This window comes from Azospirillum cavernae (assembly GCF_003590795.1).
Lineage (GTDB): Bacteria > Pseudomonadota > Alphaproteobacteria > Azospirillales > Azospirillaceae > Azospirillum > Azospirillum cavernae.
Genome location: NZ_QYUL01000006.1, coordinates 74,660 through 99,487 on the forward strand (window position 1 = coordinate 74,660; position 24,828 = coordinate 99,487).

23 protein-coding genes and 3 pseudogenes are annotated in these 24,828 nt (G+C 64.0%); 11 read left to right on the forward strand and 15 right to left on the reverse strand.

The annotated features are described in order from the left end of the window. Positions 1-384 precede the first annotated feature (384 nt). Complete coding sequence (locus D3877_RS28190; protein ID WP_158600031.1) at positions 385-1,059, forward strand: ParA family protein; 675 nt, start codon at positions 385-387, stop codon at positions 1,057-1,059. Beyond that, positions 1,056-1,541 carry a hypothetical protein gene (locus D3877_RS28195; RefSeq protein ID WP_119834130.1) on the forward strand — a complete coding sequence of 162 codons (486 nt, stop codon included), beginning with the start codon at positions 1,056-1,058 and terminating at the stop codon, positions 1,539-1,541. Before D3877_RS28190 ends, D3877_RS28195 begins: the two co-directional genes overlap by 4 nt. A 54-nt stretch (positions 1,542-1,595) precedes the next feature. On the opposite strand, the gene D3877_RS28200 is transcribed toward D3877_RS28195, so the two are convergent. Further along, on the reverse strand, positions 1,596-2,489 hold the full coding sequence (locus D3877_RS28200) for a calcium-binding protein (RefSeq protein WP_119834131.1): 894 nt from the start codon (positions 2,487-2,489) through the stop codon (positions 1,596-1,598). 65 nt (positions 2,490-2,554) lie between these two features. Further along, positions 2,555-2,806 (reverse strand): annotated as a pseudogene (locus tag D3877_RS28205) (hypothetical protein); the annotation flags it as partial. A gap of 108 nt (positions 2,807-2,914) precedes the next feature. Here D3877_RS28205 and D3877_RS28210 point away from each other — a divergent pair. Both D3877_RS28210 and D3877_RS28215 read left to right on the forward strand, forming a co-directional pair. Next, entirely contained in the window at positions 2,915-3,940 is a 1,026-nt protein-coding gene (locus tag D3877_RS28210; protein WP_119834132.1) for a lysylphosphatidylglycerol synthase transmembrane domain-containing protein, read from the forward strand. Next, entirely contained in the window at positions 3,937-5,442 is a 1,506-nt protein-coding gene (locus D3877_RS28215; RefSeq protein WP_119834133.1) for a bifunctional class I SAM-dependent methyltransferase/glycosyltransferase family 2 protein, read from the forward strand. Before D3877_RS28210 ends, D3877_RS28215 begins: the two co-directional genes overlap by 4 nt. Before the next feature lie 19 nt (positions 5,443-5,461). Here D3877_RS28215 and D3877_RS28220 read toward each other — a convergent pair whose 3' ends face one another. Beyond that, on the reverse strand, positions 5,462-6,442 hold the full coding sequence (locus tag D3877_RS28220; RefSeq protein ID WP_119834134.1) for a phytanoyl-CoA dioxygenase family protein: 981 nt from the start codon (positions 6,440-6,442) through the stop codon (positions 5,462-5,464). 34 nt (positions 6,443-6,476) lie between these two features. Here D3877_RS28220 and D3877_RS28225 point away from each other — a divergent pair, with 34 nt between their 5' ends. Both D3877_RS28225 and D3877_RS28230 read left to right on the forward strand, forming a co-directional pair. Continuing rightward, positions 6,477-7,700 carry an exo-alpha-sialidase gene (locus tag D3877_RS28225; protein ID WP_238475144.1) on the forward strand — a complete coding sequence of 408 codons (1,224 nt, stop codon included), beginning with the start codon at positions 6,477-6,479 and terminating at the stop codon, positions 7,698-7,700. Positions 7,701-7,703: 3 nt separating this feature from the next. After that, positions 7,704-8,918 (forward strand): aromatic ring-hydroxylating oxygenase subunit alpha, encoded by a 1,215-nt coding sequence (locus D3877_RS28230; protein WP_238475145.1) that lies wholly within the window; start codon positions 7,704-7,706, stop codon positions 8,916-8,918. A 19-nt stretch (positions 8,919-8,937) separates the two neighbouring features. Here D3877_RS28230 and D3877_RS28235 read toward each other — a convergent pair whose 3' ends face one another. From D3877_RS28235 to D3877_RS28250, 4 genes are read right to left on the reverse strand one after another with little or no spacing between them, the layout of a single operon-like run. Continuing rightward, positions 8,938-9,501: a GNAT family N-acetyltransferase gene (locus D3877_RS28235; RefSeq protein WP_119834136.1), complete on the reverse strand. Its 564-nt coding sequence runs from the start codon at positions 9,499-9,501 to the stop codon at positions 8,938-8,940. Further along, positions 9,498-10,481 (reverse strand): RHO alpha subunit C-terminal catalytic domain-containing protein, encoded by a 984-nt coding sequence (locus D3877_RS28240; protein WP_119834137.1) that lies wholly within the window; start codon positions 10,479-10,481, stop codon positions 9,498-9,500. The genes D3877_RS28235 and D3877_RS28240 overlap by 4 nt, the downstream gene beginning before the upstream one ends. Then, positions 10,478-11,104 carry a Rieske 2Fe-2S domain-containing protein gene (locus D3877_RS28245; protein WP_119834138.1) on the reverse strand — a complete coding sequence of 209 codons (627 nt, stop codon included), beginning with the start codon at positions 11,102-11,104 and terminating at the stop codon, positions 10,478-10,480. Before D3877_RS28245 ends, D3877_RS28240 begins: the two co-directional genes overlap by 4 nt. A 30-nt stretch (positions 11,105-11,134) precedes the next feature. Then, positions 11,135-11,899 (reverse strand): SDR family NAD(P)-dependent oxidoreductase, encoded by a 765-nt coding sequence (locus D3877_RS28250; RefSeq protein ID WP_119834139.1) that lies wholly within the window; start codon positions 11,897-11,899, stop codon positions 11,135-11,137. 171 nt (positions 11,900-12,070) lie between these two features. Here D3877_RS28250 and D3877_RS28255 point away from each other — a divergent pair, with 171 nt between their 5' ends. Beyond that, positions 12,071-13,165: a 3-oxoacyl-ACP synthase III family protein gene (locus D3877_RS28255; RefSeq protein ID WP_119834140.1), complete on the forward strand. Its 1,095-nt coding sequence runs from the start codon at positions 12,071-12,073 to the stop codon at positions 13,163-13,165. 194 nt (positions 13,166-13,359) lie between these two features. Here D3877_RS28255 and D3877_RS28260 read toward each other — a convergent pair whose 3' ends face one another. After that, the gene (locus tag D3877_RS28260; RefSeq protein ID WP_119834141.1) at positions 13,360-14,298 is read right to left on the reverse strand and encodes a replication protein RepA; all 939 of its coding nucleotides are present in this window, start codon (positions 14,296-14,298) and stop codon (positions 13,360-13,362) included. 709 nt (positions 14,299-15,007) lie between these two features. Between D3877_RS28260 and D3877_RS28265 the strand changes: the two genes are divergently transcribed. Further along, on the forward strand, positions 15,008-16,444 hold the full coding sequence (locus D3877_RS28265; protein WP_119834142.1) for a mannose-1-phosphate guanylyltransferase/mannose-6-phosphate isomerase: 1,437 nt from the start codon (positions 15,008-15,010) through the stop codon (positions 16,442-16,444). 81 nt (positions 16,445-16,525) lie between these two features. Here D3877_RS28265 and D3877_RS28270 read toward each other — a convergent pair. The 7 genes and pseudogenes from D3877_RS28270 to D3877_RS28300 all read right to left on the reverse strand — a co-directional run. Beyond that, positions 16,526-16,606 (reverse strand): annotated as a pseudogene (locus D3877_RS28270) (IS66 family transposase); the annotation flags it as partial. Between the two features lie 210 nt (positions 16,607-16,816). After that, a complete protein-coding gene (locus D3877_RS28275) occupies positions 16,817-17,851 on the reverse strand; it encodes a glycosyltransferase family 4 protein (RefSeq protein ID WP_119834143.1) in 1,035 nt (344 codons plus the stop codon). A 30-nt stretch (positions 17,852-17,881) separates the two neighbouring features. Then, positions 17,882-18,991 carry a glycosyltransferase family protein gene (locus D3877_RS28280; protein WP_119834144.1) on the reverse strand — a complete coding sequence of 370 codons (1,110 nt, stop codon included), beginning with the start codon at positions 18,989-18,991 and terminating at the stop codon, positions 17,882-17,884. Between the two features lie 57 nt (positions 18,992-19,048). Further along, the gene (locus tag D3877_RS28285) at positions 19,049-20,041 is read right to left on the reverse strand and encodes an NAD-dependent epimerase/dehydratase family protein (RefSeq protein WP_119834145.1); all 993 of its coding nucleotides are present in this window, start codon (positions 20,039-20,041) and stop codon (positions 19,049-19,051) included. Positions 20,042-20,079: 38 nt separating this feature from the next. Beyond that, positions 20,080-21,777 (reverse strand): class I SAM-dependent methyltransferase, encoded by a 1,698-nt coding sequence (locus D3877_RS28290; protein ID WP_119834146.1) that lies wholly within the window; start codon positions 21,775-21,777, stop codon positions 20,080-20,082. Further along, on the reverse strand, positions 21,777-22,904 hold the full coding sequence (locus D3877_RS28295; protein ID WP_119834147.1) for a DegT/DnrJ/EryC1/StrS family aminotransferase: 1,128 nt from the start codon (positions 22,902-22,904) through the stop codon (positions 21,777-21,779). The genes D3877_RS28290 and D3877_RS28295 overlap by 1 nt, the downstream gene beginning before the upstream one ends. A gap of 101 nt (positions 22,905-23,005) precedes the next feature. Further along, positions 23,006-23,330 (reverse strand): annotated as a pseudogene (locus D3877_RS28300) (hypothetical protein); the annotation flags it as partial. 485 nt (positions 23,331-23,815) lie between these two features. Here D3877_RS28300 and D3877_RS30720 point away from each other — a divergent pair. From D3877_RS30720 to D3877_RS30730, 3 genes are all read left to right on the forward strand, one after another. Next, a complete protein-coding gene (locus D3877_RS30720; protein ID WP_238475146.1) occupies positions 23,816-24,067 on the forward strand; it encodes a beta-ketoacyl-[acyl-carrier-protein] synthase family protein in 252 nt (83 codons plus the stop codon). Positions 24,068-24,136: 69 nt separating this feature from the next. Then, positions 24,137-24,418 (forward strand): hypothetical protein, encoded by a 282-nt coding sequence (locus tag D3877_RS30725; RefSeq protein WP_238475147.1) that lies wholly within the window; start codon positions 24,137-24,139, stop codon positions 24,416-24,418. Between the two features lie 12 nt (positions 24,419-24,430). Continuing rightward, positions 24,431-24,814 carry a 3-oxoacyl-[acyl-carrier-protein] synthase III C-terminal domain-containing protein gene (locus tag D3877_RS30730; protein ID WP_238475148.1) on the forward strand — a complete coding sequence of 128 codons (384 nt, stop codon included), beginning with the start codon at positions 24,431-24,433 and terminating at the stop codon, positions 24,812-24,814. Positions 24,815-24,828 lie beyond the last annotated feature (14 nt).

The window sequence follows — 24,828 nt, forward strand, 5'->3', positions numbered from 1 at the left end:
GTGCGGCGGGCGACGCCTTGTAATTCACCAGTTGGCCGAAAGCGTCAAGCCGCGCGCCACGGCGCACCCGGAAAATGGAGTGTCGCTTTTGGTTGTTTGCCCAAAAACCCTTTTGCCCAATAGGTTTCTTGCCATCATGCCCATCAAGGTGGGCGGCGCGCCGATGCCTCAGCCCAGACAGCACCCCACAGATATTTGTTATTATTCAATCCAATAGGGAGTACCCTCTGGTCGGAGTGCAACACAGGCCCAAGAGGCCAAATATCCTTTTGGGTTCTTGACCAAAAGAATGCCAGAGCAAGAGACCTCTTGCCCATCTGCCCGATGACACTTAAAGTCCAACGCGTTCGATCCCCTATTCTCACCATTCGGAGCGGCCCTCCCGTGATCACCATTGCCCTGGCCAGCAACAAGGGCGGTTGCGCCAAAACCACGATGGCCTGCGCCTTGGCGACGGATCTGGCGCTTGATGGCTTGCGCGCCAGCATCCTTGATTGCGACCCCAACCAACACGCCGCCGCTTTCGGACGTCGGGCCGACCTTCCAGGCTTTTCAATCGTTCCCAATGTCGGTGAGGAGAGCGTCATTGGAGAGATTCGCAACGCCCGCAGCGGCTGCGATTTCCTGATCCTTGACCTGCCCGGCGTCGCCTCGCGCTTGACGATCCTGGGGATCGGCAAAGCGGCGTTCGTCATCGTGCCGTGCCAGCAATCCGCCCCCGACCTGCGCGACGCGCTGCGCACCAACCACCAGATCGACGAGACCGGCGACATCGGCAACCGGGTCATCGGTCGGGCCATGCTGTGGACGCGGGTTCCCTCAGGCTTTGAAAGCCGGGTTGCCCGACAGATCCGCAGCGACGGCGAAACCCGCATGCCGACTTTTTCCAGCAGTCTGATGGAGCGAACCGCCTACAAAGAAATGCTGCTGACCGGCGTTCCTCCTCGCGTGTCGGATCCTGACGGCGCGGCGGCGGCCAACATCCAGGCGATCAAATCCGAACTTTTGAGGCGGCTGGCCGAACTGGACGCGGCCGTCCGCACGGAGGCGCTCGCATGACCAAGAATCGCCGCGACCGCCAGCCCCTGCCGTCCGCTTTCGACGGTGAAGACGCTGTTCCAACACGCCCCGACACGTCTCTGCGCCGTTCGGATTTGTCGGCCCTGGCCGCGCTTGCCGATGGGGTGGACGATCAGCGTCTGCTGGCTGGCGCGGACGAGTTCGCCACCACCATCGGCCTGCCCTCTCTGCGCCCGATGGCCACTCTGCGCCACGTGCCGGAAGCCGTGCCGATCCCGGCGCCCCTCCCAGAACCACCGCCGCGTGAGCCAACGGAAGAGTTCAAGGTGACGGTGCCGCGCTATCTGAACCGCCAGCTCGCGGCGCTCGCCGCCGAACGTCGCGTCACCAAACAGTATCTGGTTCTGGAGGCGCTGCGCGCCGCCGGCTACCGCCTGGACGACGCCGATTTGCACGAGGATGGCCGCCGCTATCGCGGACGCCGGGCCACTGAACGCGATGGCGGAAACCAAAAGGCTTGATGGCCGACAGGTCAAGGGCCCAAAAGGGCAAAAGGGCAAACCTGTCTGCCATCATCAACTTTTGCTCGACACAACGCTGTAATGGAAGGGAGGCGTGTTGGAAAATGCCAAGCGCCGTTGAAGATAGCGATGGTCGCCATGGCGGACCTCCAGAAATCCCGCATTCTCCCGCGCCGGTTTGTAAACCGCAAAATGCCGGATTAGCCCCAACGTGGCGGCGCTTTCCAATGGTCCAATGTAACTTGTGGCTCGATCAAGAAAATCAGGCGCGGCAGCCCACCGCCGCATCTGCGCCTCGGTGAGAAAAAAGCACCCGCTGTGAGGATTGGGCACCTGCTGAAAGGCAATGGTCCTGCCAAGATGGGGCGCTTCGATACGCCTTGGCACGTCTCCGACAGCCTGCTGTGGCACCAAGTTTCTGGAAAACGGGTGCCCATCAATGTAAAGCCGCAGCACCGCTCCCGTGTCCGTCACCTCGAAACGGTTGGGCTGAAGAACGCAACGTTCATCGCCAACCAGTTCCTGGAACCACATTAATTTTTGGAAGAAGAACAGATCCTCGATCCGAATATCATCTTCTAAATAAACATACCAATCATATTGGCCAAGCCCATTTCGCAAAATGGTGTGACACTCATAGCCCAGCAACGGCGGAGAGGCCACAGTGGCGTGATGGCGGCACAGACCGGCGGGCAAGTGATCCGCCAGATGGTTATTGCCAGTTGTGCACAGTACGATGTCAATCGTCGCGTTGGTCACCTCGTTTGTCTGACGAAGACAGTGCTCTGGAGCAAAAATCAGGCCTTGTGCAGAACCAAACACCTGGTGAAGAGCGGCCAGACTTGCCGTCAAACTGGCCAGACGAGGTCGATGATCCGGCCCCAAAGAGCCGTAATAACCAAGATTGGTCGCCTGGTAGAAATGGGGAATGGCAACGAGGATGCGCATGACGCCATGTCTTTTTTCAGAGTGCCACCACCTAATGCACGCCCCCCTTTCCTCCGTCAACTGGCCTAACGGGCGGGCCTGGGGCTATTCGAAGAATAGCCGTTCTTGACGGTTGCAATGGTGGCGCAGCGACCTTCGGCGCATGCCATGCGGACGGCGGGGAGCGGGGAGCGGGGAGCGGGTCGTCGAAGAGATTGGTGATGCCCGAGCATGGTGTTGCACAGCATCGCCATCGCCTGTGGCGCGGCGCCGGATCGCACCCGGCTGGCGTCTTCGCTCAAGAGGACGTCATGGCGCCAGTGTCGGCGATTTTCGATCGGCGGCAAAGCCTGAAATGGCAGAGAAGATGACAGCCGGGGCTTGAACCGCTACAACGGCCCGTTCGGTCGCGCCGTTGCGCGCGGCCTCCACGCTTGCGCGCAGGGATGATGCCCCAGGCCCTTTTCGACCCGCCCTTTGCCCCTCCGGGGACCGCGCCGGACGCCGCGCGGGGCCGACGTTGGTCGACCCTGATAAAGGCGGTGGTGACGGTCGCGATTCTGGCGCTGATCGCCGCCGGGGCGGATTGGGCCGCCATCGCCAGCCGCCTGACCACCGCTGATCCGCTGTTGCTGGCCGCTGGCGTGGCCGTCAAGGCGGCGACTCTGCCGTTGGCCGCCCTGCGGTGGCGCGCGGTGGGGCGGGCCGCCGGTTTCTCGATCACCCGCTGGTTGGCCTTCCGGCTCCAGATGACCAGCAGCTTTCTGGGGCAGGTCCTGCCCGGCTCGGTCGGGGCCGACCTGTTGCGCGGCTGGTTCACCTGGCGTTTGGGCCATCCGGCGGGGGCGGTGATGCTGGCGCTTCTGGTGGATCGGTTGATGGCGCTGCTGGGCGTCGTGTTGATCGGCTTGGTCGGCTTGCCGCGTCTGGCCGCCGTCGCGCCCCCCGCCGTCGCCTGGACCGTGCTGGGCGGGGCCGCCGCCCTTGGCCTTGGCATGGGCGCCCTGCTGTTGGTGGCGCGGATTCCACGCGACCGACTGCCCCTGCCCCGGCGTTTGCGCGACGGGGCGCTGGGCCGAACGCTTTGGACGGCGGTCGGGGAGTTGCGCGCCATGGCCGGGCGGCCCGCCGCCTGGGCGTCGTTGGGCCATGGGATCGCGGTTCATCTCGCCACCATCGCGGCGGTCATCCTGTTCGCCCGTTCGTTGGGCCTGCCCTTGAGCTGGCTGGACGGGCTGGCGATTGTCCCGGCGGCCATCGTCGCCGCCGCTCTGCCCGTCTCGCTGGGCGGCTGGGGCGTCCGCGAGGGGGCGATGATCGCCGGCTTCACCCTGCTGGGCTTTGATCGTGACGCCGCCCTGCTTGTGTCTCTTCTGATCGGGACGTCAATCGCCGTCCTGTCGCTTCCCGGCGGCGTCTTTTGGCTGCTGCTGCGGCATGAAACCTCTTCCCTGCCGGATTCCTCCCGATGACCGAACCGACCTTGCCGATTCTCGACCGGACCGCCGCCGGAGAGGGCGCCGCCCAGCCGACTCCCCTGTCTTCCCGACAGGAGCGGATCCGCGCCCTGTTCGACGCGGCGGCGGCGGCGCCGGTCCGTTGGGCTGAGCGCAACCGAGCCTTCCACGAGGCCGACCGCGCCTATCTGCGCTTCCTGATCCCGGACGGGGCCACGGTGCTGGAGATTGGTTGCGGCGTTGGCGACACGCTGGCCGCCCTGAACCCGGCGCGCGGCGTCGGCATTGACCTCAGCCCGGCGACGGTGACGCAAGCGCGGGCGCGTCATCCGCAACTGGAATTCCACGCGGGCAACGCCGAGGATCCGGCGGCGCTCGACGCCATCGACGGGCCGTTCAGCCACATCCTTCTGTCCGGCACCATCGGCTTTCTCGACGACATCGAAGAGACGTTGCGCCTGCTGCGCCGTTTCGCCACGCCCAAGACGCGGATCATCGTCAGCTACCATTCCCGCGCCTGGGAGCCGATCCTGTGGGTGGCGGAAAAGCTGGGCATGCGAATGCCGCAGGGCCAACAGAACTGGCTGTCCACCACCGACATCGTCAATCTGCTGGATCTGGCGGGGTGGGAGCCGGTGCGCCGTGAATGGCGCCAACTGATCCCAAAGCGTTTGTTGGGGCTGGGGCCGCTGGTCAACCGCTGCGTCGCCCCGCTGCCGGGCATCCGGCGGCTGTGTTTGCGCAGCTACGTCGTCGCCCGCCCGCAGGCGGTCGAAACGGTGACGGTGGACGGCAAGCCGCCGTCGGTCACGGTGCTGATCCCCTGCCGCAACGAGCGCGGCAACATCGAAAACGCCATCCGCCGCCTGCCCCGCTTCGCTCCGGACATCGAGGTCCTTTATTGCGAAGGGCACAGCAAGGACGGCACCTATGAGGAGTGCGAGCGGGTCCGCGACGCTTACCCCGACTGGGACATCAAGGTCATGCGCCAGCCCGGCAAGGGCAAGGGCGACGCGGTGCGCGCCGGTTTCAAGGTGGCGCGCGGCGACATCCTGATTATCCTCGACGCCGATCTGACGGTGCCGCCGGAAACCATGGGGAAATTCTATCAGGCCATGGTGTCGGGCAAGGGCGAGTTCGTGAACGGCACCCGTCTGGTCTACCCGATGGCGGCGGAAGCGATGCGCTTCCTGAATTTCCTGGCGAACCGGGCCTTCGCGCGGATCTTCTCCTACCTGCTGAACCAGCGCTTCACCGACACGCTGTGCGGCACCAAGGTTTTGTGGCGCAAGGATTACGAGGAAATCGTCGCCAACCGCCATTATTTCGGCGATTTCGACCCGTTCGGCGACTTTGATCTGATTTTCGGCGCGGCCAAGCTGAATTTGAAGATCGTCGAGGTGCCGGTCCGCTACGCCGACCGCAGCTATGGCGAAACCCAGATCTCGCGCTTCACCCATGGCTGGCTGCTGGCCCGCATGGTGGTCTTCGCCTGGAAGAAGCTGAAGGCGTTCTGATCCGGGGACGGGACGCGGCTCAGGGGGCCGCGTAAATCTGGTTCACGAAGGGATCATGCCCGCACTCCGCCCGGCTGAGAATGGGCTGTCGGGGGCCGTGCGGCGTGCGGTTGACGTTGTATTGCGCCGACAGCAGCAGACGGCGGCCCCGGCGCGGCAAGGCCCCCTTGTGGACGCCGTAGGTGTCGCCCAAAAACCAACTTCCCGCCGGGCCGGTCATCGCCACCGTGTCGTGTGCGCCGAAGGCGGCCTCGACCTCGGCGTCGGTCAGGGCGCGGCCGGTGGAGAGTTGGCGGCTGCGGTGGCTGCCCTTGACGAAGACATGTGGGCCGCTCTCCTCCCCCACATCGGTCAAATAGAAGAAAATCTTGAAGCCGCGCAGGCTGTCGAGGTCGCGGTGGTGGCGCTGGGTTCCCTTGGCGGCTTCGCGCGCGCCAAAGGTCTCGCCGCCGTAGGACCACCAGCAGCCGATGTTGTCGAGCAGCGGCTTGCAGCCCAGATACAGCTCCGCCGTTTCCAGAACGCGCGGGTCGTTGAACAGGTCCATCACACGGGGCGCCCGCAGGATCTGCTCGATGCTGTGATAGCCCATGTTGGAGTCCGGGCTGGGCGGCGAGTCGGGCCGGAACCAGCCCAGATGCGGGCGGAACGAGTCGATGCAGGGGGTTTCCTCGAAATACCCGCGCAGATCGGCGACGATTCCGGGGTCGATGGGCGGCAGGAGCGGGGTGATGCCGTCGCGCTCCAGCGTTCGGCGCCAGTCGCGAGCGGTCAGGGAGGGGTGAAAATCCGGCGTGCGGGGCCGTCCCCAGGCGATCATCGCGGCCATTCGGTCGCGCAGGTCGGGGTCGGTGACGATGGGCAGGATGTCGTAAATGGCGTAACGCCCGTCTTGCCGGATCTTGCGCAGATACTGACCGGGGGAGGCGATGCGGGTCCGCGCCTTGGCCCGGAAGGCGTCCAGCAGGCTGATGGGGGACAGTGCGGTCAGGACGGTCATGGTGGAAACACCCGCAAAAGGCGACAAGGACGCCGTGAAACTCTTTCCGATCCCGCAGGTCTTTTCAAGGCGCGGAACGAGCAACCGCTGGCTATGCTGGCTGGGGCATGACGTCGCGGGGGAGGTTGGACGGGTGACGGATCGGATCGAGCATCGGGTTCTGTATCGGGACGCGCGATTCTACGCCTCCTTCCCGTCGGTGGCGACGCGGGCGGACGGAAGCAGCCTGCTCGCCTTCCGGCGGGCGCGCGATCATCGTTGGCTGTTGGGGAGCGGCGTCGACCATGTCGATCATCTCGATTCCCGGTCGCAAACCGTCCTTCTGACTCTGGACCATGACGGAATGCCGGTGGGCGAGCCGGTCGGGTTGCCGCCCGATCCGCAGGCCGCCGACCAGGACGCCAGCCTGCTGGTTTTGCGCGACGGGCGCATCCTGCTGGCCGGTTTCTGCTGGTACCCGGTTCCGGCGGCGGTTGGCGTGGCCCTGGGCGCGGCGGGAATCGGTTTGACCAGCAGCCCGCAAAAGACCGGCGACCTTTACCTCTTCTGGGGCGGCTACACCCGCCACAGCGACGACGGCGGGCGAAGCTGGTCGCCGCACGCCTTTCTGCCCGCTTTGCCCGATCATCCCGACATCCTGCCCGGCCAGCGGCCCTTCCATGGCGGCGCCGTGCGCGGGCGCGCGGTGGAGACGGCGGATGGAACCATCCTGCTGACCGGCTACACCCATCACCCGACCGGGGGCGCTTACGCCAGCCATCTGTTCGCCTCGACCGACCGGGGGGAGAGTTGGGAGCGCCGCGCGGTCATCGCCCATGATCCAGAGGGCAAGGCGGGTTTTTGCGAGACGGCGTTGTATCTGGACGGGCGCGGCGTGTTGACCGCCTTCCACCGCACCACCGGGCTGGACGACCATCTGGCGACCTCGCGCTCCGACGATCAGGGCCACAGTTGGCAGCCGTGGCGGCGGCACGCGGTGATCGGTCATCCCTATGACCCTTGCCCGTTGCCCGATGGGCGGTTGCTGCTGTGCGGCGGCTACCGCCACAAGCCCTACGGCCTGCGCGCCCGCGTCTATGACCCGCTGACCCAATCCCCCGACGACGCGCCGGAGATCCTTTTGCGCGACGACGGGCCATCGCCGGATCTGGGCTATCCCTGGGCGACGGTCCTGCCCGATGGGCGGGCGCTGGTCTGCGCCTACATCGCCAACGCCGACGGACGGCGCGGGATCGAGGCGAGCCTGTTTCGAGCGTGAGGGATGAAGCGTCACGCGGTCGCAGGCGCGGCGCCCGGTCGGCCCTGGACCCGGCGGCGGCGCGCCGTTACCCTGCCGGTCATGCACACGCCCCCCAGCGCGCCGGGCTTCGCGCCGGCCAAGGCCGTTCCGGGCATTCCCCCGGCGGCCTACCATGATCCGGCGGTCTTCGCCGTCGAGGAGGAGCGGATTTTCCGCCGCTGCTGGGTGTTCGCCGGATTCACCGACGATCTCGCCAAATCCGGCGATTGGCTGACCCGGCGGATCGGCGGGTTGGACGTGGTGGTTCGGAATTTTGATGGCGAGCTGCGCGCCTTCCGCAACGTCTGCGCCCACCGATTCGCCATCATCAAGCGGGAGCCGCGCGGCAACGGGCTGCTGCGCTGTGGCTATCATGGCTGGACTTACGACCGCGACGGCGTGCCCTACGGCATTCCCGGCAACGACGCCTTTTTCGGTTTGGACAAGGCGGGGCGCTGCAAACGCGCCCTGACCCCGGTGGCGGTCGCGGCCTGTGGGCGTTTCCTGTTCCTGCGGATCGCGGCGGAGGGGCCGACGCTGGAGGATTGGCTGGGGCCGTATGGCGAGGTTCTGCGCCACGCGTCGGACATCTTCGTCCGCTCCTTCGACGAACAGGAGATGGTGTGGAACGCCAACTGGAAGATGGGCGTTGAAAGCGTGCTGGAGGTCTACCATGCCGACACCGTCCATCCGACCACCTTCCGCAAGCTGGTCAAGGGCGACTGGCGGTGCGACCATGCGGGCGCCCATTCACGCGGCGTCACCAGCGTGTCGGACCAAAGCGCCCGCTGGTGGGATGGGGTGGCCAAGCGGCTGGACTTCCGCCCCAGCGAGCGTTTGCGGGATTACGACCACCTGCATATTTTCCCCAATCTGGAGATTGGATTCACCCGTGGTCTGGTGATGAGCGTGCAGAGCTATGACCCGCTCGACCCCGCGCGCTGCGCGCTGCGCCTGCGGCTGTTTCTGGCCGATCCGGGTGGTCTGGACGGGGGCGGCAAGGGCGGCTCTGCGGCGCGCCGGGTGATCGAGGACACCGCTCGGGACCTGAACGTCGCCCTGCTGCGCGAGGATCAGGAAGAATCCGAACAGGCCTTTCGAGGCGTGAGGCAAACCGACGCCCCCGCCCTGCTCGGCCTGAACGAGGAGCGCATCCAACAGTTTCACGCGGTGTGGCGGGACGCGGTGGGGCGCTGATCGGTCGCGATCCTGTGGATCAGCGCCACTCCCGCCCGTCCATGTCGGTGTAGACGCCGAAGCGGTTGCGGGTGGCGCGCCAATCGTCGGCCAGCATTTCGAAGACGTGCAGGTCGATTTCGCGGCCGTCCTTCACCACCTGTCGGGCGAGCACGCCGACCGGGCGGTAGCCGATCATCGGTTGGCCTTTCAGCAGGCGCGGGCTGTTGGTCCCCAGAATGTGGTTGACCACCTTGCGCAGCCCCAGCGTGAAGAAGACATGGTTCAGCATGTAGGCGAAGTTCAGCGGCGCCGCCCCGACCCGTCCGGCTTTTTCGCCCATCAGCACGCCGATGGTGGCGATCTTCCAGGCCGGTTCGGTGATGGTGATGGACACATGGCCGGACGGCGTTCCATCCACGCAGAGGACGCGGTGAACATAGTCCGTCCGCTCGGCGCAGCGGCGCAGCCACGCCTTTTGCCGCTCGACGTCATACGGCACCTCCGACAGCATTTGATCGGCGATGTCGGGCCGGGTGCGCCAGTCGAGCAGGATCTGGGCGTGCTCTTCGGTCGGCGGGATGAAGGTGAGGACGCCGTTCACGCCGCCGCTCCGGCGAGCTGGGCCAGCATCGCGGCGTGGAAGTCCAGGATGCGGCGTTCGCGGCGGCCATAGACGCCGTTGCCCAGGATGGCCGGACGGCCCTGCTGCACCGCTTCGCACACCGGGCGATCCTCGTCGATCACGCCAATGGCCGACGTCACCAGATAGGCGGCGGTGGAGCGGTGAAAGGCGCGCTCGCGCGGGCTGTCCAATCGGGTCGTCGGCAGGAACAATTGCCACCGCAGGACCGAGGAATCGGGGGCGACCGGATCGACCCGGTGCGGGATGACCACCGCCCCGTAAAAGCTCGCCAGATAGAAATTCGGGAAGATGAAGATGTGGCGGTAGAACGGCTCGTCGGCGAATTTGGCCAGCCGCAGCTTGGCGTCCAGCTTCGCCCACCAGCCCGCCGTGCCGTCGGCCAGAACCCAGCGGGAATCGCTGTTCGCCCCATGCCGCTCCGTCGCCAGATGGGTTTGCCAATCGGGATGCACCGCCGGGTGGATGGTGTCGGGGTGAACGGTGGAGCCGTGGAAGTCATCCATGGTGTTTTCGACCAACGCCTTCCAGTTGGCTTGGAAGGGGATGCCGACCGGCGGTTCCGGGTTCACGCAATTGACCGACATGGCGGCCAGCCGCTCGGCGTAGGGGTGGAGATGCTCGGCCAGGGTGGGCGCCAGGTGTGAGTCCGCGCCCTCCGGGGCCACGCGGGCGAAGACCAGGGCGCCGCAGCGGTCGACCTCCAGCGGGCGGACGCGCGCGCCGTCGTGGCGCTCGCCGCTCAGCCGTCCGTCGGCGTCGCGGCGGACGGCGAAGCGCAGCCCGGCCATCTCGGCGGACAGCGCGCCGCTGGCGTCGAACACCCCCATGTAGAGCCAGCAGCGGCCAAAGACCCGCTCGCGCTCCTGCGCGAACGCCTCCTCCGTCCAGAAATGATGGTGCGGCAGGAAGGCGCCGGTTTCCGGGAAAAGCGCGGTCATGCGGGCGTCTCCGCGTCAGCGTGGGCGGGATGGAAGGTCCAGGCGCGGGCGAAGCGGTCGGCGGCGCCGGGCGGCGGCAGGGCCTCCAGCCGCAGGGCCGCAGCCGCGACGACCGCGCGCAGGTTGGCGGTCTCGATCCGCTCCCCCGCCGGATCCAGGTCGATCAGCTCGCCGCGTCGGGTGAAGCGGTTCGACAGCGCGGCCAACCGGGCGAAGACGTCCGCGCCCATCTGCGCCTCCAGCCCTGGCCCTTCGACCGCCACCCGGATGAAGACCAAGCGTCCGCACATCGCCAACGAGGCGGGGTTCAGCGCCAACCGCCGCCGCCCTTCCGCGTCGAGCTGGAAGTCGGTCGGGTTGAAGGGCAACCCCACCGGCACGCCCGCCGCGTCAAAACTCCAACCATGATAGGGGCAGCGCAACGGGCCGCAGCCGCTCGCCGCGTCGTGGATCACCGCGAATCGGTGGGTGCAGACGTTGCGGAAGGCGACCACCTCCCCCTTGATGTTCTGCGCCACCAGCGGGATCGCGCCGACCCGCGTCGTGACGAAGGCGTTCGGGTTGGCCAGATCGTCGGCGGCGCAGAGGAAGAACCAGCGGGTGTCGGGCGTGTCCTCGGCCATGGGGAAAGCTCTCGTTCGGGGGATCGGGCGTCAGGCGGTGCGCCCGCCATCCACGGTGACGATGGATCCCGTCATCCAGCGGCTGGTGTCGGCGAGCAGATAGGCCAGCATGTGGGCGATGTCGTCGGGATGGCCGAAGCCCAGCGGCTGGAGCTTGCGCAGATGCTCATACTGCTCCGCCGTCAGCTTCTGCTTGCCGCGTTCGATCAACTCGGTTTCGACGATGGAGGGGACGACGCAATTCACCCGGATGCCGTCGCTCAGCAACTCCACCGCCAGCCCCTTGGTGGCGGCGATGACGCCGCCCTTGCTGGCGGCGTAGACGACGTTGCCGGGCGAGGCCGCCGTCGCGGCGGTCGAGGAGATCAGCGCCATCGCCGCCCGCTCGGCGTGGCAGCCCTTTTGCCGCAGCCCGCGCGCGAGCGCCAGAGCGCTGCCCAGATTGGCCCGCATCACCGAGTCGAAGAAATCGGCGGAGAAGATGCGGATTGGGCGCAGCGTCTGAATCCCGGCGCAATGGGCGATGCCGTCCAGCGGTCCGTGATCGGCGGCCAGTTGCTTCACCCACCCCGGCACCGCCTCCAGCTCCGACAGGTCAAAGGCGGCGACGGCGTGCCCGTCGCCTTCCAACTGGGCGGCGGTGTCGTTCAGCCGGTCGACGTCGCGCCCGTTCAGGATCACGCGCGCGCCCAGCCGTGACAGCATCACCGCCGTCGCCCGCCCGATTCCAGCCGACGCGCCCGTGACCAGCATGCGGCGGCCAGACAGATCCATGGGGTTGTAAAGGGCGGTCATGGGGCGCGGCGTCCATCTTGTGGGGGGATGGCCGACCATAGCACAGCCCCCTGTTCCGCCACGGTTATAGACCGCGCGAAATTTGCCTGTCGTTAGGGCATTTTGCCGTAGGCTGGCGGGAGGCGCGGGTCAAAGCGTCGCCGGACGAGCAACAGGCAAGGACAGGACATCATGAAAGCGGTCGTCGAAGGGGTGCGGATCGCGGGTTTGCGGGCGGTGGTGCCGTCGCAGCGCCATTCCTTCGTCGAGGATCCCGGCATCTTCACACCCGAAGAGGTTCGGAAGCTGGCCGCCACCATCGGCGTCCACGAACGCCGCGTCTTGGCCCCGCCCTATTGCGCGTCGGACCTGTGCGTCGCGGCGGCGGAAGGGCTGATGGCGCAACTCGATTGGGATCCGGCCAGCGTCGAGGTGCTGATCTTCGTGTCCCAGGACGCCGATTACGTGCTGCCCGCCACCGCCTGCATCATGCAAAAGCGGCTGGGCCTGCCGACGAGCACGGCGGCCTTCGACGTGCCGTTGGGCTGCTCGGGCTATGTCTATGGGCTGTGGATCGCGTCCCGCCTGCTGGGCGGTTCGACCGCACGGCGCGCCCTGGTGCTGTGCGGCGACAACGCCACCCGCCATTTGCACCCGGAAGACCGGGCGACCCTGCCGCTGTTCGGCGACGCCGGGTCGGCCACCGCGCTGGAGGTTGATCCCGAGGCCACGCCCATTTCTGTGGTGATCGGCACCGACGGGGCGGGCGCGCCGCACATCTTCGTCAAGGCGGGCGGCAAGCGCCATTGCCTGATCCCGCCAGTGGCGTCGGCCAACCGCGCCATTGACCCGGACGCGGCGGCGGCGCTGGAGCGCGATTCGCGCCTGGCCCTGAACGGGGCGGAGGTTTTCTCCTTCACCCTGCGCGCCGTGCCGCCGCTGCTGCGCGAGACGATGGAGCATGCTGGAACCGACATCGACGGCATCGACCGCTTCGTGTTGCACCAGGCTAATGCTTTCATGCTGGAGCATCTGCGCAAAAAGGTGAAGGCGCCAACAGACAAGTTCGTTATCGACATGCAGGGGTTTGGCAACACCAGCTCCGCGTCTATCCCGTTGGCGATTTGCCACAGCTTGGGCAGAGAGTTGGCGGAGCGGAGGGTTAAGACACTGATGGCAGGTTTTGGCGTTGGTTGGTCCTGGGGCGGCATGGTGGCGAATCTTGGGCCGATGCCAGAACCCCAGGTGGTAAATCTGCCGGATGACTATCCGGTTTTGGTGGTATGAGGTTAGCGGTGATTCACGCTGGCCGCTGGAGCCGGGTCGGCCTGTGATCTACCGGAACCAGCCCGTCGCCGTTTCGGTTGGTGTCTCACATTCGTTTGCAGGGAAGCTGCTTTGAGCCTTGGAGTTTGGAGTCTTGTCGCACTGACCCTAGGCTGCAAAACATTAAAATTGGAAGATGCCGATTGAAATCGGATTCAACGGTAAAGCTGGGCGAATTTCCGTTCTGGGATTGGTGGAGGCGACGGATGCATGAGCAATCCTTGTTCCTCAACTTCAACTCTGGCATCAGGATAGACAGCAAGCGCCAGTTGGAGCGCCTCAATGAAGCGTTTCCGGAAATCACGCAAACGGCTGTAACCCGCGCCGAATTGTTCGAACACGGCGGGCCAAGTGATCTGTGTGGTTCGAGACAGGCTGTGAAGCCGGTAGGCCAGCCAAATATAGATGTCGATGCTGGTGCTGTTGTTCTGGATATGGCGCAGAGCCGGTTCCCAGATTGGGACGGGATGAGCCTTTAGCTCGCGAAAGAAGGCTTCGGACAACAGAACGCGGTCTTCCCACAAACTGCCCTGATCGGAACCAGGATTGGCTGAAAAGTGAATGCCGCCTTTGACGATGGAGCCTTTTTCAAAGCCAATGCTGTGGGCGTCTTCCCAGGCGAAGGTTAGATTGCAGGCGGCAATGCGCGACGCCTGTTCGCGAATGTCACGATAGGTTTGGCCCCCGACCGACAAACCCATACGGTCGAGCCATTCGTGCATGCTGCGTCCCAACTCGACTTCACGGCTGTCGGTTTGGATGGCGCGGGTTTGCAGATAGAGCAGAATCATGCGGGCGCGGCTGCCATAAGGAACGCCGTAAAGTTTGAATCCTCCGTTGCGAACGGGCAGTCGTCCCGGCTCGATCAGCAAACGAATCTTATGTCCTCGGCGTTCCCAAGGCTGGTCATCCGGAAGACGGCGATGTGGAAGCGCGGTTAGCGCAAAACCGGAATAGGTGATGCCAAGCTCTTGCCGCTCCTCTTCGAGGACGGCTGCCGCGACGTCAACTAGGGAACGTCTCTCCGGATCTGGTTGGAGAGCTTTCGCCTGGTCTCGTCCAAGCTGGGTAATCAGGTGATGTATCTGTCCCATAGCGGGCTGACCTTGGCAGGACTTTATGGAGATCGGTATATCACGAGGTTTCCGTGTCAGCAATTTGGAGTCTTGTCGCGCAAACTATTTGTTTGATTATTTGTTTCTATTAATAGTTTGCGCGACAAGACTCCAGTAGAGAATCGCGAGTCGCGCGACAAGACTCCAGAATTGTCGCGACAAGACTCCAGTGGATAGTCGATTCGGGCTGTGGATTTATCGTTGGGTCTGGGGTTGTGGTGACGAAGATCCAGGGTTTGGGACTGAGTGTATGGCGGAATCATTGATGTTTCCTGGTATTCCGAGTCGCGTTCCTGTTCAGACGGGCGCGAATCGGGTGGCGTTTGGAGTTCTGTCGCGCTTTGCTCCGCTCGACGCTTCTGCAAGCCGGTCATGGCCAGCCATCCGATCTTTCTTGAGGAGTGGGAATGGAGGGGGGGGCGCGACAAGAGTCCAAACTCAATGGGAGCAGGATAGGCGGTTTGGGCGGGTTGCGGCGACCGTGTTTGGAGTCTTGTCTCTCTCGTGGTTCTGTCGGCTTCATGTCGGGCGTTTCCAGCCGGTTCGGGGTTGGAGGGGCGCTTGTGGATCGGAAAGCGGTCGGTCTATAAACGGTCCGCCCCGGTTTGCCGGTCTGGTCTTCAGGCCATCAAACCAGGCCATCAAACCGAAGGGCGCGCGTCGTGCGCCAAGCAATAGGACGGCAGCAATGAACAGCGTTTCCGCGCAAAAGATCGTTCCGGTGCTGTTGTCCGGCGGTTCCGGGTCCCGTTTGTGGCCGTTGTCGCGGGAACTGTATCCCAAGCAGTTCCTGGCCTTGTGTTCTGACCGGACGATGTTTCAGGACACGGCCTTGCGGGTTGGCGACGAACTGGCCTTTGCGCCGCCGCTGGTGGTCTGCAATCAGGAACATCGCTTTCTTGTCGCGGAACAGCTCCGCCAGTCCGGGTTGAAGCCGCGCGGCATCCTGCTGGAGCCGATGGGCCGCAACACCGCCGCCGCCTGCGCGCTCGCCGCGCTGAGCGTCGCCGCGACCGATCCTGACGCGCTGCTTCTGCTGTTGCCCGCCGACCATGAGATCCGGGCGCCCGACGCCTTCCGCCAGACGGTGCTGGTCGCCGCTCAGGCGGCGCAGACCGGGCGTCTGGTCACGTTCGGCATCGCTCCGACGACTCCGGAAACCGGCTATGGTTACATCCAGCGTGGTCGGCCGTTGGATGAGGTCGAGGGGGCTTTCGAGGTCGCGGCTTTCGTTGAGAAGCCGACGCTGGCGGTTGCCCAATCCTATTTGGAGGATGGCGGTTACGCCTGGAACAGCGGCATGTTCCTGTTCCCTGTCGGTCAGCTTCTCGCCGAACTGGAGCGCCACGCTCCGGCGGTGGTCGCCGCCTGCCGCGCCGCGTTGGACGGCGGCCAGTCCGATCTGGATTTCTTCCGTCTGGACGCCACGGCCTTTGCCGTCGCTCCGTCCATCTCCATCGACTATGCGGTGATGGAGCGGACCGACATGGCCGCCGTGGTTCCCTGCGACATCGGTTGGACCGACGTCGGCGCCTGGTCGGCGTTGTGGGACGTCGGCAGCAAGGACGCTGATGGCAATGTGTTGGTCGGCGATGTCCTGATGGAAGGGGCGAGCGACTGCTACGTGCGCAGCGAAAACCACCTGACCGCCGTGGTCGGGGTGAAGAACGCCGTGGTGGTGGTGGTGGACGACGCCGTTCTGGTGGCCGACCGCGACCACGCCCAGGACGTGAAGCGCATCGTTGACCGGCTGAAGAAGACCGGGCGCAGCGAGGCGATCAACCATCGCAAGGTCCATCGACCTTGGGGGTCTTACCAGTCGCTGCACACCGGCGAGCGTTTTCAGGTCAAAAGCCTGACCATCGCCCCGGGGTCGCAATTGTCGCTTCAGAAGCATCATCACCGGGCCGAGCATTGGGTGGTGGTCAATGGCACGGCTTTGGTCACGCGTGGCGACGAGCAGGTGATGGTCTATGAGAATCAGTCCATCTACATCCCCATCGGCACGGTTCACCGGCTGGAGAATCCCGGCAAAGTGCCGCTGACCATCATCGAGGTGCAATCCGGCTCCTATCTGGGAGAGGATGACATCGTTCGGCTGGAAGATTCCTACGGTCGCAACTGAGCGCGCCGAAACGGAGACCGGTTCGGGCGCACGCGCATCCGAACCGGTTAGGCTAAGGGCGCCTGCCAGAATAGATGAATCTGCGTTCCGGCCCAGAGCGATCCCGCGCAGAGCGCGTTCGGCGGCGTTGTTCGTGAGGCATAGGCGGCCGTCGCGCAGGAAAACGACCCCCGCTCATTCAAGCCTCCTTCCCGAAAAGGAGGTTGAATCACATTTTCGCGTCCTGAGGAATCCTGAATATCAACGGCCTCTAGTTGATAATGGCGACGTATATTCCTGCCCGTTCTATGGCGTCCCCCCAGACATGAACCAAGCGTAGCGCCGCCGAAAATTGTCCGACAGGTGGCGACCAACTCACTCTGACGCTGGGTTCTACTTGACCATACCAGCAGTCCGCTCCAGAATCGCCAACAGGCCACTCCGGTGCTGTTCAGCGCTGTGGCGTTTTCGGTGGGTTTCCCGCCCATTGACAGCGAGATTGCGACGCAGCGCCAAGTCATCGCGCAGCCGAACAAGATTGTCGGTTAGGCTGACCGCATCATCAACCGGAGAGAGCAAGCCATTCCAATCGTGGCGGATGGTGTCTGGAATTGCGCCAAAGTCGCTTGCCGCGACCGCAAGACCACTCTGCAAGGCTTCCAGGATGGCCAGAGCGACTAGGTCGTCACGGGTCGGACAGGACAGCGCGTCGCAATGCTGAAGATAGGCGGCAACCTGGATTTCAGACTTAGAGCCAAGGAAGCGAATGCGCGTGGTTTCCTCAACCGTCAGTTCGGGCATGAAATTCGGGTGACGCGGTCCGACATAAACCAGATGCACGCGTGGGTCGCCCAGTCGGCGAACCGCCTCCAACGTCAAATCAACACCCTTTCGCAATTCAACGGTTCCGAGCTGTAGGATGGTGAAGCACCCCGGAAACAGATCCGTTGGTCGTGGCTGCGGACGAAAATCAACCGCCACGCCATTCTCCACCACCGTCCAGTTTTCCCGAGTCAACCACTCCTGATAGACGTTGGTCGCCTGCCAGCGGGTCGGAAAAACGATGGTGGTCGCTGTGGTGAAGGCCCCGAACATCGCCGGGTTCTGGCGGACTATGTCGGCGCCGAAGCATGGCTCGTGAATCCACCAGACTGTTGGGCACTGGGCAACACAGCGCTGAACCAGGGCGCCGGTCAGGATAGAGTTGCACAGCACCACGTCGTACGACTTAGGCGTCGCGTCCAGAATCACCGGGATGCCAAGAGCGGTGTAGGCGTTTCTTAGCGATGGCGGGCCAAGTTGGCACCACAACACCTCAACCTCATGCCGCCCGGCCATATCCCCAGTCACCAACCCTTTCAGAAAGCGGTAAAGGGCGAGGGATGATCCCGAAAAGTCGAGATTGCCCGAAATGGCCAGGATCCGCATACCAGTGTTTCCTTGCTCCGCTTGCGTTGCTCAACCAAGCAGGGGCAGGAGGTCGCGAACACGATGGTGATAGGTGTGGCGCGACAGCACCGCCTGCTGACCGGCCTTGGCGATGGCGTCCAACTCGTCCGGCGCCGATTGAAGGCGCTTGATCGCGGCAATGCAGCCAGGGGCGTCATCATAAACCACGATTTCACGGCCTGGGTCGAAATAGTCGCGGATGTTTCGTTTGTTGTCAGTCACCAGGACCGAGCCGACCCCTGTCACCTCAAACAGACGCAGGTTGTTGGCATAGTCCCCAGCGGCGTCGAGGTGGAAGTTCAGCACCATCCGGCAGTCTTTTAAGGCCTGATACATCGGCAGGCCCCACAACGGTGGATTGCTGGTGATTTTCAGCGCGGACGGGTCGATGTCCTCCGGCCAGGAAGCGCTGCCCCAGAAAGAAACCGGCAACTCCTGCGCCACGTCGGCGATGAAACGGGCGCGACCACGGTGATGCGATGAGATTTGACCGATGAAGGCGAGGTCGTGGGGCTTGCCATGGTCGGCCAACTGCAACAGCAACCGTTCATCGAACGCCAACTTGACCAACTCGCTGCGGATGCCTTGTTCCTTGAACGCAGCGACCTGATTGGGCAGCGACGAGATAATCAGATCGTAACGTTTGAGGCTGTTGCGCGGCATGACCGCCGCGTGTTGGCCGACGGCGACCCCATAGCTGCCTTTGACCGTTTCCAGAAATGCGTCATCGAACATGTAAAGGTTGGCGCACAGCAAGACGTCGGGGCGGAACTTGCGCACCTGTTCGGCGACAAAGCCGCGCTGCCAGCCAAAATCCTGCTTCTGCCGCAGGCTGTAGCCACCAAACACCAGCGCATCGCTCAACGTCTTCGCGGCATCCAGTCGATCATTCTCAACCATCCAGCGGACCTGCTGGGGCGCGTTGTTGGCCGTGATGTCGAGCACTTCGTGACCGAGCGCGCGCAACGGTTCGCTCCAAGCGCCGGCGGTGTGGAAGAATCCATCAACCTGCGCGCGGTACTGCTCATCAAACGACCGTACCGCCAAGCCTGGCGCCCGTGTGTTGTAGAGCCACTGGAGAAAGCCGTCATAGACGGTGTCAACGATTAGGAAGCGCATGGGAAGCCTCTGGGACCTATAGACGGTCAATGTGGATGAAGGGGCAATGCGAACGGCTCAGCCGTAATGCTCCCTGTTGGTCTGGAAGAAATCCACCGTCCGCTCAATCCCTTCGCGGAAGCTTGTCTTCGGTGTCCAGCCGGTGGCGGTGCGGAACAGGGTAAAGTCGGAATAATAATCACCAATGTCGATTTTGCGGCGTTCAGCCGGGTAATCGCGCACGGTGTAACGTCCATCGGGCCGCAGCGCGGTCAGAAGACGCGCCACCTCCTCCAGCGACAGCACTTCCTCACTGCCGATGTTGTAGACTTTTCCATCGCTGGCGCGATCAAGGGCCGCGATCAGCAGGGCATCGACAACATCGTCGACATAGTTGAAGTCGCGCAGTTGAGCGCCACCCCACACATCGATCGCAGCGCCCTGCAACAGATTCTGGATCCAGATGCCCAGGAAAGTCTGGCGGGCGTCCTTGATGCGCATGCGCGGACCATAGGTGTTCGTCAAACGCAGCACAGTGGCCCGGATGCCGTACACGTCGTTGTAGAGGATATGATAAAATTCGCCCGCCGCCTTGTTGATGCCGTTCACGTCGACGGGACGGATGGGATGTTTCTCGTCCACAGGCAAATACTGCGGTCGACCGTAGATCTGGCGCGTGCTGGCGAACACCAACTTGGCGTCGGGATTGTGCGCCCGACAGACCTCCAGCAGCGACAACTGCGCGGTGCAGTTGATCTCCAGATCGGTGAAAGGGTCGGCCATCGAATCCATATGGCTGGTCTGGCCGGCCAGATTGAAGATGACCTGCTGGTCCTTCACCAGATAGGACAGGCTGTGCTTATCGCGGACATCGGCGATGTTGACGCGCACGCGGTCCTTGATCGGGGCGATGTTGTGCAGGTTGCCGCCGTAGAGAGGATTCATGCTGTCCACCAGCAGAACCGAGGCCCCCAACTCAACCAGTCGCATGGCAAGGTTGGAGCCGATGAAGCCCAACCCGCCGATAATCAGGGCATTGCTGCCCGCCAGATTTGTCGGATCGACCGTCATAGACATCTTCCTTGTCATCGTCTCACCGCTTCATCCCCTCAATTGGTCGGAACGTCACGCACCCGTTCGAACAAATAGGAGTGGAAGGTCGGCTGTTTGGGCGCTCCGTCAATCTGCGCGGCGTCACCGGATAGGAAACGCTGCGCCACCTCGAACCCACGACTGCGGATCACCTCAACCAGCTCGCGTTCGTTCAGGATCCAGCAGGTGAAGACCGTGCCATAAGCGTTCTGGTAAGCAACGTAGGAAGGCTGATCGCGCACCGTCGGCTGACGGGCGATGAGCAGGCCCGTGTTCGCCGAATCGGCCAACCCGGTCGCCACAGCGCGCCAGTCACGGCTGTAATGCAGCGACGCACTGGCGATCGCCAGATTGTAGCGCTGAGCAAGCGCCTTGTCCTCTTTGTCGGTGAAGGCGATTCCCGGCATCAGTTCGGCGCCAAGCCTGCAAATCTCGGCCACCTCCTTGACCGTGTAGGAGAAGGAAACGGTGGGAGCCAGCCGATGCAGAACCTCGGCGGTCAGTCCAACAGCTCCGCCCCAATCAAGGATCGACACCGCCTCCGCAGCGCCAAGACGACCCTGCACATGGTTGAGCGCCGTTGCGGCAACGAGCGAATTGGCTTGCTCCAGCAACGTGCTCCCGGCTGCGATGGCGGAAGGGCGTTGGCGGAACTCGGCAACCTGCTTGCGGCGGATGTCGGCGATGGCTTCGAAGGACCAACCACCATTTTGGGGATTGACCGGTTCGGGCCAGGAGACGCCAACATAGCGCCAGCCGCCGGGCGGGAACGGCGCGGCGTCCAGTTTGGCTTCATGCTTTTTGGCATAGCGGATGTCGGTGTATTTGCGGATCGGTCCGTAGCGCTCTTCCATCTCCACGCCCTTGGCCTTCAGCCGTTCCACATAGGGACGGTAGATGGCGTCGATCAGCAGCGGATGGCGCTGTCCCATGAGACTGTCGAGGCTTAGGTTCCAGCGACCGTCGGGCATCTCGCGCAAGGCGTGGTAATGGAAAAAAATCACGCGGCGGTCGCCGAAGAACAGGATGTCGTCCACCACAGACAGGCAGTGGCTGTTGATGTTCCAGGCCGCCAGATTGGCGCCGATGTGTTGGATGATGCGCAGGTTCGGATATTTGGCCGGCCACGCGTCAAGATACTTCTGGTCGGCGAAGCGGTTTTCTTCCAACCGATCGTAACACCAAGCGATGCAGTTCGCCCGATAGTCGGCAAGGCAGCGCCGTCCCTCTTCGTCGTTGCGCCAGGACACCCAACCGACGTTGAACAAACCGTACTTGGCAAGATGTTGGCGTTCGGGAGAGAATCGGTGCGGGATGATGGCGACCGAAGCGTCGCCGATCTCCTCATGCACAATCTCTGGATCAGCGAAGAACCAGAGGTCGGCATCGAGATAGGTGATAAGGTCGATTTCAGGAAAACGGTCGAACAGGTATGACGGCCAACTGGGCGTGCAGGTGAAGTAATACTCCACCAACGACCGATTGGCCTTGGCCACCAGCAGCTCTGGATCGGCCGCCTCCAACTCCGCCAGCGGGATTGCGGTGATGTTGGGATGGGCGAATTGGTCGAGCAGCCGCTTGCACTCCTCGTCAAAGCATAAGACGAAAAAGCGAGCCGCCGGGTTGTAGGCCCAGATCGACTCCATCAGCACCAGGCCACGCGGCAGATAGCGATGGTCGAAGTAAGAGCAGTAATAGCGGATGGGCGGTGCCATCAGGCCCCCTGGAACTTGCGGATCAGATCGGTCACGCGACGGGCATCGTCGTGCGTCAACTGTGGGTACATGGGCAGACTCAGGATGTCAGCGGCCACGGCCTCGGTGTTGCGCAACGTCCGGCAATGCCGATCGAAGCGACCGAGATAGGCAGGTTGCGCGTGGACTGGAACCGGATAGTGAATGCCAGTGCCAACACCCTCGGCGCGGAGCCGAGCGGCTAGCCCATCGCGGTCGGTCGTGCGCACCACATACTGATGGTAGGCATGGGTTAGCGGCGCTGGAACCGCTGGCGTGGTGATCGCGCCGCCCGTCAGTCCGGCGTCATAAAGGGCGGCAATGGCCCGTCGGCGCTGGTTGCGCTCTTCCAGCCGAACCAGACCAATGCGCAAAATGGCGGCCTGCACCGGATCGAGCCGACTGTTGATGCCTTCGATGGCGCTGATGTAACGCTCTTTCCAACCATATTGGCGGATCAGCCGAGCCAGTTCGGCTGCCGCATCGTCACTGGTGCAGACCATGCCGCCGTCACCAAGCGCGCCAAGATTTTTCGTGGGATAGAAGCTGAAGGCGCTCGCGTCGCCAAAGCTCCCAGCCCGCTTGCCATCCCAGGCGGCGCCGTGAGCCTGGGCGCAATCCTCAACCAACTTCAACTCATGGCGGCGACAGACCTCAAGCAGCGGGCCAGGCTCCACCATCGCGCCATAGAGATGGACCGCGACCACCGCCTTCAGCCGCGCCCCATCCGGCCCAGCGCGCAACGTCGCAGCGGTCTCGTCGAGCAGCCCGACATCCATGGTGAAGTGACCGTCAGCAACATCCACCCACACCGGCTCGGCTCCGCAAGCGCGAATGGCCGCAGCCGTGGCGACGGCGGTGTGGGAAACGGTCAACACCAGATCACCGGCCCCAACCCCGACCGACCGCAGGGCGATTTCCACCGCCTGGGTCCCGTTGGCGACGGCGATGCCATGACGGGCTCCGATCCAGGCGGCGAACTCCGCTTCGAAGGCCTCGACCTCCTGACCCATGATGTACATGCCGGAGTCCAGAACGCGCAAAACGGCGGCGTCCAAGAGCGCCTTGTCTTCGCGATAGCTCGCACGCGGATCGACCTGAGGTATCATGGATGTCTCGCCTGAGTCCTATGGTGATGCCGATGCTTCATCATCCGTCAATGTTCCGGAAGTCAGCATTTCCCAAATGTTTGGGATGACTAACGTGCTTCCTAGTCGGTTTCAAGCGGTCTCTGGATGAGGTGCAGGGCCATTCGAAGAAAGCCGTTCTTAACGGTTGCAATGGTGGCGCAGCGACCTTCGTCGCATGCCATGCGGACGGCGGGGAGCGGGTCGTCGAAGAGATTGGCGATGCCCGAGCATGGTGTTGCGCAGCATCGCCATCGCCTGGGGCGCGGCGTCGGATCGCACCCGGCTGGCGTCTTTGCTCAAGAGGACGTCACGGCGCCAGTGTCGGCGATTTTCGATGCCCCAGTGGTCGCGCACGAGCGCGAGCAGCGCCACAGGCGAGGCGTGGCCGCAGTCCAGGCTGGTGATCGCCGGTGAAGACGCCCCGCAGATAAAGAACCGGCAGCAGAGCGCCCAGACTCTTGGTCCGGCGCGTCCAGCGCCGAACAATGATCCAAAAGCGACCGTGCCTGCATGGGGTGAGCCTCCGATCCGAGACCCTCTATGAATCACAGCAACCCGCGTACCGGAATCCCCCTCGTCTTCAAGCGATTGCCCTGCTCTCCACTTACGGCGCTTTCCAAACCCCATCTGTCTATGGCACGGTTTTCTTTCGAATTAGGCGCTTCGCAAAAGTCAAGGAAGCCATTCCATGAAGGCGGTCATCGACGGTGTGCGGATTGCCGGCTTGCGCGCGGTCGTGCCGCGCCAGCGTCATTCCTTCGTCGAGGACCCCGGCATTTTCACGGTGGAGGAGGCGAAGAAGCTGGCCGTCACTGCGGGCGTCCACGAACACCGCGTGCTGCCGGTCCTATTGCGCGTCGGACATGTGCGTGGCGGCGGCGGAAGGGCTGATGGCGCAGCTCGATTGGGATCCGGCGAGCGTAGAGGTTCTGGTCTTCGTCTCGCAGGATGCCGATTACGTGCTGCTGGCGACCGCCTGCGTCATGCAGAACCGCCTCGGCCTGCCGACCAGCGCGGCGGCCTTCGACGTGTCCCTGGGCGGCTCGGGCTACGCCTACGGGCTGTGGATCGCCGCGCCGCCGATGGGCGGCTCGACCGCGCGCGCGGGCTTGGTGCTGTGCGGAGACAACGCCACCCGCTAGCTGCACCCCGAGGACCGCGCCGCCCTGCCGCTGTTCGGCCACGCTGGATCCGCCACCGCGCTGCTGGAGGTGGATCCGCACGCCTCCCCCATCCCGGTGGCGCTAAGCGCCGATGGTGGCGGCGCGCCGCACATCCTCGTCAAGGCCGACGGCAAGCGCGACGGCCTGATCTCATCGGGCGAGCCCCGCAGCCCGGAGGAGGAGACTCGCCTGATGACCGACGCGCGCCTGACGCTGAACGGGGTGGAGGTGTTCTCTTTCAGCCTGCGCGCCGTGTCGGTCCTGCTGCGCGAGACGCTGGAGCACGCGGGGACCACCATCGACTCCCTGGATTGGGTGGTTCTGCGCTAGGCCAACAAGTTCATGCTGGAGCATCTGCGCAAGCGCGTACAGATCCCGGTCGGGAAGTTTGTGATCGACATGCACGGCCTCGACAACACCAGCTGCGCCTCCATCCCGCTGGCGATCTGCCACAGCCTGAGCGACAACGTGGCGTCGGGAACGCGCCGGATGCTAATGGCGGGGTTTGGTGTGGGGTGTGGTCCCGGGGCGCCATGGTGGGGCCGACATCGGTCGAATCCTGGAGCCGTAGGTGGTGGATTTGCCGGAAGGCTGTCCGACGCTGGCTGTGTGAGGCGGGAAGATAGGGAATCTCAAACGGTCCGGGTGCTCCGCTTCGCACGCTCTCCTGGAATCCAGGGCCGTTCCGCAAAGCGGGCCTGTCATTCTGTTTTTCTGCGTCCTTGAAGGGACTGCGGAGC